General features: G+C 63.3%; 8 protein-coding genes and 1 tRNA gene. 4 read left to right on the top strand and 5 right to left on the bottom strand.

Features of this window, described 5'->3' with window-relative positions; genetic code table 11:
• A partial coding sequence (locus VZ95_RS09625) for an ATP-binding cassette domain-containing protein (protein WP_156995209.1) occupies nt 1–646 on the top strand: 646 nt, incomplete at its 5' end.
• An 8-nt stretch (nt 647–654) separates the two neighbouring features.
• Entirely contained in the window at nt 655–921 is a 267-nt protein-coding gene (locus tag VZ95_RS21865) for an ATP-binding cassette domain-containing protein (RefSeq protein ID WP_198148203.1), read from the top strand.
• Between the two features lie 5 nt (nt 922–926).
• Here VZ95_RS21865 and VZ95_RS09620 read toward each other — a convergent pair whose 3' ends face one another.
• Nucleotides 927–1955, bottom strand: a complete 1029-nt coding sequence (locus VZ95_RS09620; RefSeq protein WP_045775649.1) for an aromatic ring-hydroxylating dioxygenase subunit alpha — start codon at nt 1953–1955, stop codon at nt 927–929.
• 197 nt (nt 1956–2152) lie between these two features.
• Here VZ95_RS09620 and VZ95_RS25425 point away from each other — a divergent pair, with 197 nt between their 5' ends.
• Entirely contained in the window at nt 2153–2416 is a 264-nt protein-coding gene (locus tag VZ95_RS25425) for a ferredoxin reductase domain-containing protein (RefSeq protein WP_052711649.1), read from the top strand.
• Nucleotides 2314–3108, top strand: coding sequence for a PDR/VanB family oxidoreductase (locus VZ95_RS09615; RefSeq protein ID WP_156995207.1), 795 nt, complete (start codon nt 2314–2316; stop codon nt 3106–3108). Before VZ95_RS25425 ends, VZ95_RS09615 begins: the two co-directional genes overlap by 103 nt.
• Here the strand turns inward: VZ95_RS09615 and VZ95_RS09610 are convergent.
• The 4 genes from VZ95_RS09610 to VZ95_RS09595 all read right to left on the bottom strand — a co-directional run bounded on the left by VZ95_RS09610 (nt 3022) and on the right by VZ95_RS09595 (nt 7062).
• Complete coding sequence (locus VZ95_RS09610) at nt 3022–3804, bottom strand: GntR family transcriptional regulator (RefSeq protein WP_052711647.1); 783 nt, start codon at nt 3802–3804, stop codon at nt 3022–3024. The genes VZ95_RS09615 and VZ95_RS09610 overlap by 87 nt on opposite strands.
• Before the next feature lie 144 nt (nt 3805–3948).
• A tRNA-Arg gene (locus tag VZ95_RS09605) sits at nt 3949–4025 on the bottom strand.
• A gap of 83 nt (nt 4026–4108) precedes the next feature.
• Nucleotides 4109–5989 carry an autotransporter domain-containing protein gene (locus tag VZ95_RS09600; protein WP_045775648.1) on the bottom strand — a complete coding sequence of 627 codons (1881 nt, stop codon included), beginning with the start codon at nt 5987–5989 and terminating at the stop codon, nt 4109–4111.
• Nucleotides 5990–6084: 95 nt separating this feature from the next.
• Complete coding sequence (locus tag VZ95_RS09595) at nt 6085–7062, bottom strand: alpha/beta hydrolase (RefSeq protein WP_045775647.1); 978 nt, start codon at nt 7060–7062, stop codon at nt 6085–6087.
• Nucleotides 7063–7231: the final 169 nt, after the last annotated feature.

Genomic DNA, 7231 nt, shown 5'->3' with positions numbered 1-7231 from the left:
CTTTGCCGCAACGACGCTGACGGAAACCGCGCTTTTGATCGCCGACGAGCCAACCAAGGGGCTCGACGCTCCCCGCCGCGATGATGTCGCGCAGCAACTGCGGGCCGCCGCCGCGCGCGGGACGGCGGTGATGGTCATTACCCATGATCTCACGCTGGCGCGGCTGCTGGGCGGGCGGATGCAGGTGATGCTCGACGGCGCGATTATCGAAAGCGGCGCGACGGAAACCATTCTTACGCACCCGCGCCACGCCTATACCCGCGCCTTGCTGGCTGCCGATCCATCGACGTGGCGACCCGATCCGGTCGCGGGGGCCACCCCCGTCATCGAGGGGCGGGGCCTCAGCCTCCAACGCGGCGGCGTCCGGCTGTTCGAGGGGCTCGATATCGCCGTTGGCGCAGGGGAAATCGTCGCGGTTTCCGGTCCTAGCGGCTGCGGTAAGACTAGCTTGGGCAATATTCTGCTGGGGCTGGTGGCTCCCGACGCGGGGAGCGTTACCCGCGCGCGGGCCCGGCGGGGGCGTTTCAGAAACTCTATCAAGACCCGATTGCCGCCTTCGCCCCAAAACTGCCGCTGCGGCGGGCCTTGCACGATGTTTGCACCCGCCACGGGATCGGTTGGGCGCGGGCGGAAACCTTGCTCGTGAGCATGAATGTGAGCAGCCGTCTGCTCGACCGCCTGCCAGGCGCGGTTTCGGGCGGCGAGTTGCAGCGCATCGCCCTGACCCGTGCCCTCTTGCTCGAGCCGCGCTTCCTTTTTGCCGACGAAGCCACCTCCCGCCTGGACCCGCTGACCCAAGGGGAGGTCATGCAGCTTCTAAAACGCCTCGTGCGCGAGCGCGGGATGGGCGTGCTGCTCGTGACCCATGATCCGGCGCTGGCGCAGGGGATGGCCGCCCGGCGTATTGCGCTGGCGGCTTAGCGCCCCTAAGCCGCCTTATCGGCCGCCTGAACCAGCGCCCGATCGAGCAGGCGGCGGGCCAAGACGCCGCCGGCATCAATATTGAGGCTCATCATTTTCCGGTCGGGCCGCGCGAGAATATTTTGCTGCTGATGGACGAAAACCTCGATGTCTTCCATAAACACGCCGCCTTGGGCATCGCGAATCCGCATCGTCAGCCCTTGATCGTCGGTTTCGAAATTGCGCGCGAAGCCCCAATGGTACCAGCAGCTTGTTTCGGTTTCCGGGGTAATGAGATTGACGACCGTCGCCGAAATTCCCTGGGACCGATCCCCCTGGGGCGCGCCGGTTCCCGCCCGCGCGACGCCGACATCGATGGTAATGATGCCCGGAACCGAATAGTCGCAAATCTGCCAGCGATCCACCCGCTCCTTGGACTTCCAATTATGAACCCAGAAGGGCGGCGGCTCGACATTTAATGTCCAGCGGCTAACACGCGCGCGATCCCCGACAAGCTTGGCCTCGAACGGCGCTTCGGTCAGTTCCTTCTGCCCAATGCTGGTGGAATGCACATAGGTTTCATGGGTCAGGTCCATGAGGTTATCGATGACCAAACGATAGTCGCAGGCGGTCTGATAGGTGCCGCCGTCAAACGCCCAGGCCGGATCGGCGCACCAGGGCAGCGCTGGCAGGAGGGCCGGATCGGCCAAAGCCGCATCGCCGATCCACACCCAAATAAAGCGATACCGCTCGATAACCGGATAGGCGCGAATATGGGCATTGGGGTTGATCGTATCCTGGCTCGGCATATGCACGCACTGCCCGCTGTCGGCAAAGGTCAGCCCGTGATAGCCGCACACCAGCCGATCTTCGTGAACAAAGCCTTGCGATAAGGGGAACAGGCGGTGGGGGCAGCAATCCTCCAGCGCCACAAGGCTGCGGTCGCGCTTGCGATAAAACACGATTTTCTCGCCACAGATGGTCCGCCCAACGGGCTTGCCGCCGATATCGCTATCCCACGCCACAGCGTACCATTGGTTTTTTAAAAACATCATCCCCTCCCGTTCGTTTTTGGACTCGCCTATTGTCGGCGATATTGCAAAGGCATTCTATGATTGGATACATTTTAGCGTCAAGCTGATTTCAGAAACCCCCATATAACAGCGGAAAATTTGAATAAATGGCCTCTTCCCTTTTTCAAAAGGCAGATTATTGTATCCAATAATAGGAATAAGACCCGGGGGAAACGATCATGCAGGTGCGCCTTGCCGCCATTCGCGCCGAAACAAGCCGAGTGAAAAGCTTTCGGCTGGAGGAGGTCGAGGGCAGCGATCTTTGCTGCGCCGAGGCGGGCGCGCATATTCGCCTGACGCTGCCCTTGAGTTCTGGTCCGGAAACGCGGGCCTATTCGCTGTGGCGCGCCGGGGGGAGGTTTGGATTTCGGTTCAGCGCGAATTGGCGGGGCGCGGCGGATCGGCTTATCTGCACGATCACGCCGCCGGCGGCGATCTGCTAACGGCCAGCCTGCCGCCGAACGGTTTTCCGCTGACGGCAGGCGCCGGGCAAAGCCTTCTCATCGCAGGCGGGATCGGCATTACCCCGATTCTGGCGATGGCTCAAACCCTGGCCGCCGCCGGGGCCGATTTCCACGTCCATTACACTGTGCGGCACTGGGTCGATGCGGCATTGCTGGCCCCGCTAGCCGAGGTTGCCGGCGATCGGCTCAGCCTCTATTGCAATGGCGGCGACCCGAGCCGAGGGGTGCCCTTGGAAACCATTCTCGCCCAACCTGCCCCGCATCGGCATCTCTATGTCTGCGGCCCCGGCCCGCTCATCGATGCAACCTTGCAAACCGCCGCCCGTTGCGGTTGGGCTTCGGCGCAGGTGCATTCCGAACGTTTCGCGGCAGCCGCGCCCGTAAGCTCGGCCCCCGCGCAGGGCTTTGAGGTTGTTCTTGCTCGCAGCGGCGCGCGCTATGCCATCGGCCCCACCGAAACCATTCTCGATGTGCTGCTCGCCGCCGGTCATGACCCCCTCTATAGCTGCCAAGCGGGCAGTTGCGGCCTCTGCGTCACACCGATCAAAAGCTGCACCGGAGCGCTGGAGCATCGGGATTTCTTCTTAGGCTCGGCCCAAAAAGCTGCTGGGGATAGGCTCTGCCTCTGCGTCTCCCGGATCGATGCTGGGGAATTGGTTCTCGATCTCTAACGCCGCTGACGCCGTTGGGGTGCGGAAGAGGGCGATATTCTCAATCGCGGCATAGGCATGCTCGCGCATCAGCGCCTCGACCCGGGCTCCCTCGCGGTTCACGAGACCGGCGAGGAGGGTTTCGTGCTGCTCTTGTGCGCGGCGCAGAACGCTATATTGCTGCGCCAGGGCCTGACTATTCTTCTCATCGTCAAAAAAGGCACCCGCCGAGGCAAAAGGAACCCGATCATTCAAGGCTAAGGCCTGCGCCAGGGCGCTATTCCCGGCGGCGGCCACAAGCGTGCTATGGAATAATTCGTTGATCTCGGCCCATTCAGCGCCATCGCCGGGGTGCAGCACGCCCTTGGTAAAAATCGCGCCCCCGCGCTTTACGCAGGCATGCAGAATTTGGCTGGTGTCCCTATCCAGGCCCTTTTCGGCAACCAATCGTGCCGCCGTTCCTTCCAGAATACCCCGCAATAAAATGGCATCCCGAATGTCTTTCTCCGAAAACGCCCGCACGACAAAACCGCGCCCAACCTCGGCGGAAACCAGCAGGCCTTCCTGGGCAAGAATGCTGAGGGCGTGACGAACCGGGGTCCGTGAAACCCCCAGCGACTGCGCGAGGCGAATTTCCGTTACCCGTTCCCCCGCTTTCATTGCGCCGGTCACAATCATTTCCCGAACGCGCAGAATAATCTGCCTCTGCTGCGACATGCCAACCCCGCCCCGTCCCTGGTGACTAATGTCATCGTCTCTAGCCATAGCGTAATCCGCCCGGCGTCTAAGGGTTTTTCGGACTGGCTTAGAGAGTAGGCGCTGTGACGGTGCTTTTTTAAGCTATTCTTAAAATGAAAAGATTGGCGCACCCGACAGAATTCGAATCTGTGACCTCTGCCTTCGGAGGGCAGCGCTCTATCCAGCTGAGCTACGGGTGCATCGCGGTGAAAACCGGGCTGTTGGGGCGGACCTTAGCGAAGGGGGCGGCGGAGTGCAACCCCCTTCGCGATAGGCGCGCGGGTTAGAAAGCGACGCGCAGGCGGCCTAAGATGCGATGGTCCTTGCCGTCGCCGCCGACGCTGGTGTCGCCGTCGAAGCTTAGGGTGTAGCGGTCGCCGAACCCGGCGGCGACGCCTGCCGAGAGGCGCAGAATGGTTTTATCGTCGTCCGGTGTGCGCGTGCTTTGGGTCACGCCCGGCTGGCTGACGATGCGGCTGGTGATGGTCCGGGAGCGGTCGCCCAGCTCATGCTCGACCACGGCGGCGGCGCGTGGCACCACCGTTGCGCCGTCGACGGCCAGCTTATAGCTCGCTTGCACCCCGGCGCGGGCGATGAACGACGTGAAGCGCTGCTTATCGACCTGACGGGCAACGCCGGTAAAGCCGCCTTCCGTATAACCATCGAGGCTGATAACGCTGTAGCGGAAACCGCCCAACGGCCCGAAAGCGAAATCGCCCGCTTTGAAGAGATAGCCCGCTTCCAGCCCGGCGGTGACGGTGCGGCCCGACGTGTCGGTGCTCACGGAGGGCGCGCCGATGAAGCCGGTATTGCGGGTGATCTTATCGAAGTCATTCACCCCGGCGGTGGCGCTGGCGTCGATGTACCAAGCATCGGAAAACAGCGAGGCATAGAGCGCGCCCCGGACGCTGTTCTGTTCGACCTTACCGAGGCCGCTGCCGATTTTACCGTCGCTCATGCCGTAGCCGAGCGCGCCGCCGATGAGGAACTGACTGCCCAGCCGATAATCGGCACCGATGGTGATGGCCGTATCGGTATAGTCTAGCGCGGCTTCGGTGGCGCTGCTGTCGCGCTCGCCCCAACCATAGTTGGCGGCGACGAAGACCGCGAAGGGCTTATCCTTATCGCCGCCCTGAGTCGTGCCGGGCAGGGCGGAACCCGCAAGGCTCATGCCGCCCGCGCCGCCGCGCCGGGCATATTGCCGGGCGGAAATATCGCTATTGAAGCCGCGCGCGGTGGCTTCGGCCAAGCGGCCCGGCGCCGATTGCACGGCGGTCCCGCTGAGGTTTGCGGCCACATAGGCGGCGTAAATCTGATGGACGGCGGCGGTCGGATGCACCCCGTCCCAGAACAGATATTGCGCTTGGGTCGCCGCCGATCCGCCAACGCAGGCCGCCGTTTGCAAGCATTGCGCGGTGGTGTTCGACAGCCCGTATTTGGCCGGATTGCTCTGCATATCGCTGAACAGCGCCGCCGTATCGATCAGATAGATATTCGCGCCCAAACCGCGCCCGACCGAATTCATCGTGGTGGCGAGGTTGCTGTTATGGTTCACGGTAATCAGATTGGCGGTCGTGCTGGCGACGGTGCCATTAGCCGAAACGCTGGGCGTGGCCCCCAGCAGCGGCAGGTTCGGCACGATCACTTCGCGTGCCCCGGCGCGGACCAGCGCCTGCACTTCGCCCGCAAGATTGCCGATCGTGCTGGTGATCTGATTGGAAATCGTCACCTGCGCCTGCCCGGTCGATTGGGTGGCAACGGTGGCGAGCGTGCCGAAATAATCATTCGCGCCGCCCCAAACGACGACAAGATCGCGCGCGCCGAAGCTTTTGCCGGTGCCAAGGAAATTCGTCACCTGCGACTGCATGCCGAGGTTCGGCAGCCCGGCATTATGGGTGGTGTCCGTCAGTGCGCCGCCAACGGCGAAATTTGTGCTCGGCGTATAGACGAAGCCGAGCAGGCTGGGCAGCCGTTCGGCATAGGTCGTGCCATTCGAAAACCGGCCTTGAAAATAGGGCGCGGGCGGCTGCCCGGTAAGCCGGAACAGATTGCCGTTATCGCTGAGACTATCGCCAAAAACGTAAAGCCCACTGAAGCTCTGGCCGAAAGCCGGCGTCGTGAGCGCCGTTGCCGCGACCAAAGCCGCGCCGATCCATGTCCGCATGATGTTTTCCCCCTGATGTCGCCGTCTTCGCGGCGTGGTATCGGGGGGAAGTGTGAGCATCTGTTGACGTTAACGCAAGCTGGTTTTCTTATTCGTCAGTCGTGGCCGGGAATGCGCCGGTCGGCCCGCTCTAGGCCGGAGGGCAGGGCTGCTTCCTGATCGAAGACCCAGGCGGCGATATCGGCGATCACGGTGGGCGCTTGCAGGTCGCGCGTCAGCAGGTGCCAGCCGTCGGGGTAATAGGCGAAGCGCCACGCGCGCGCGTGGTGGAAGCGGCTGTAGCGGGCGAGAAGCTGGCTCATGGGCGCTTTCGGGATAATCTCGTCCTTGGCCCCATACAGAAACAGCGTGGGGATTGCGTCGGTGCCACCCCGGTTTAGCGCCGCATCCATCAGATCGACGAGCCCATAGATCGTATCAAGGCGCGTGCCCTTTAGCACCAGCGGGTTGCGGCCCAGGGCATCCAGCATCGGCTCATTGTCGGAGGGGCGGATTCCGAGCCCCTGGCCGGACGGGCTGAAGCCGGGGAACAGGCTGGCGGTGAAATCGAGGGCGAAGCTCGGAAACCACCCCAGCGCCTGCCGTCCCAGCACGGCGGGGGCGGACAGAATGATGCCGCGCACGCCGGGAAGCTGATCGCGGCTGGCGGCGAGCATCGCAATCGCGCCGCCCATGCTCTCGCCCAGCACATAGAGCGGCACGCCGGGGTAACGCTGCCCGGCGAGGCGGACGATAGCTTCCAAATCGTTGACGAACCCGTCTTCGCCCACCCAGCGGCCCACCAGCGGCGATTGCCCGAAGCCGCGCTGATCGACGCCTAAGGTTTCGATGCCCTGCCGCGCCCAATCTTCGGCGGCATCGGCAATGAAGGTGCCGTAATCATTCATCCCGTGCAGGGCGATAATCACCGCGCGGCAGGCCCCGTGGGCTTTGGTGACGCGGATCGGCAGCGTTGCGCCATCGGGCATGCGGGCGGCATGATCGGACAGCACCGGCTCGACGATCGCGGGGCCAAGCTTCATCGGTTCGGGCGGAACGCACCCCGGCAGACTGAGGGAGAGGCTACCGAACATGAGGAAACTCCTTAAAAATCGGCGCAGAAGAATTGTCGGCCCGAGCATAAATCATGCCGCCTGCGGTCCCGCCGCGATGGGACGGGTGAGTTGGAGGAACACGTCTTCCAAATCGGCCTCGGCGGTGCGCAGGTCGGCGATGGCGAGCCCCGCCTCGGCCAGGGCGGCC

The sequence above is a fragment of the Elstera litoralis genome, assembly GCF_000963705.1.
Lineage (GTDB): Bacteria > Pseudomonadota > Alphaproteobacteria > Elsterales > Elsteraceae > Elstera > Elstera litoralis.
This window is presented reverse-complemented; position numbering and strand designations above follow the sequence as displayed.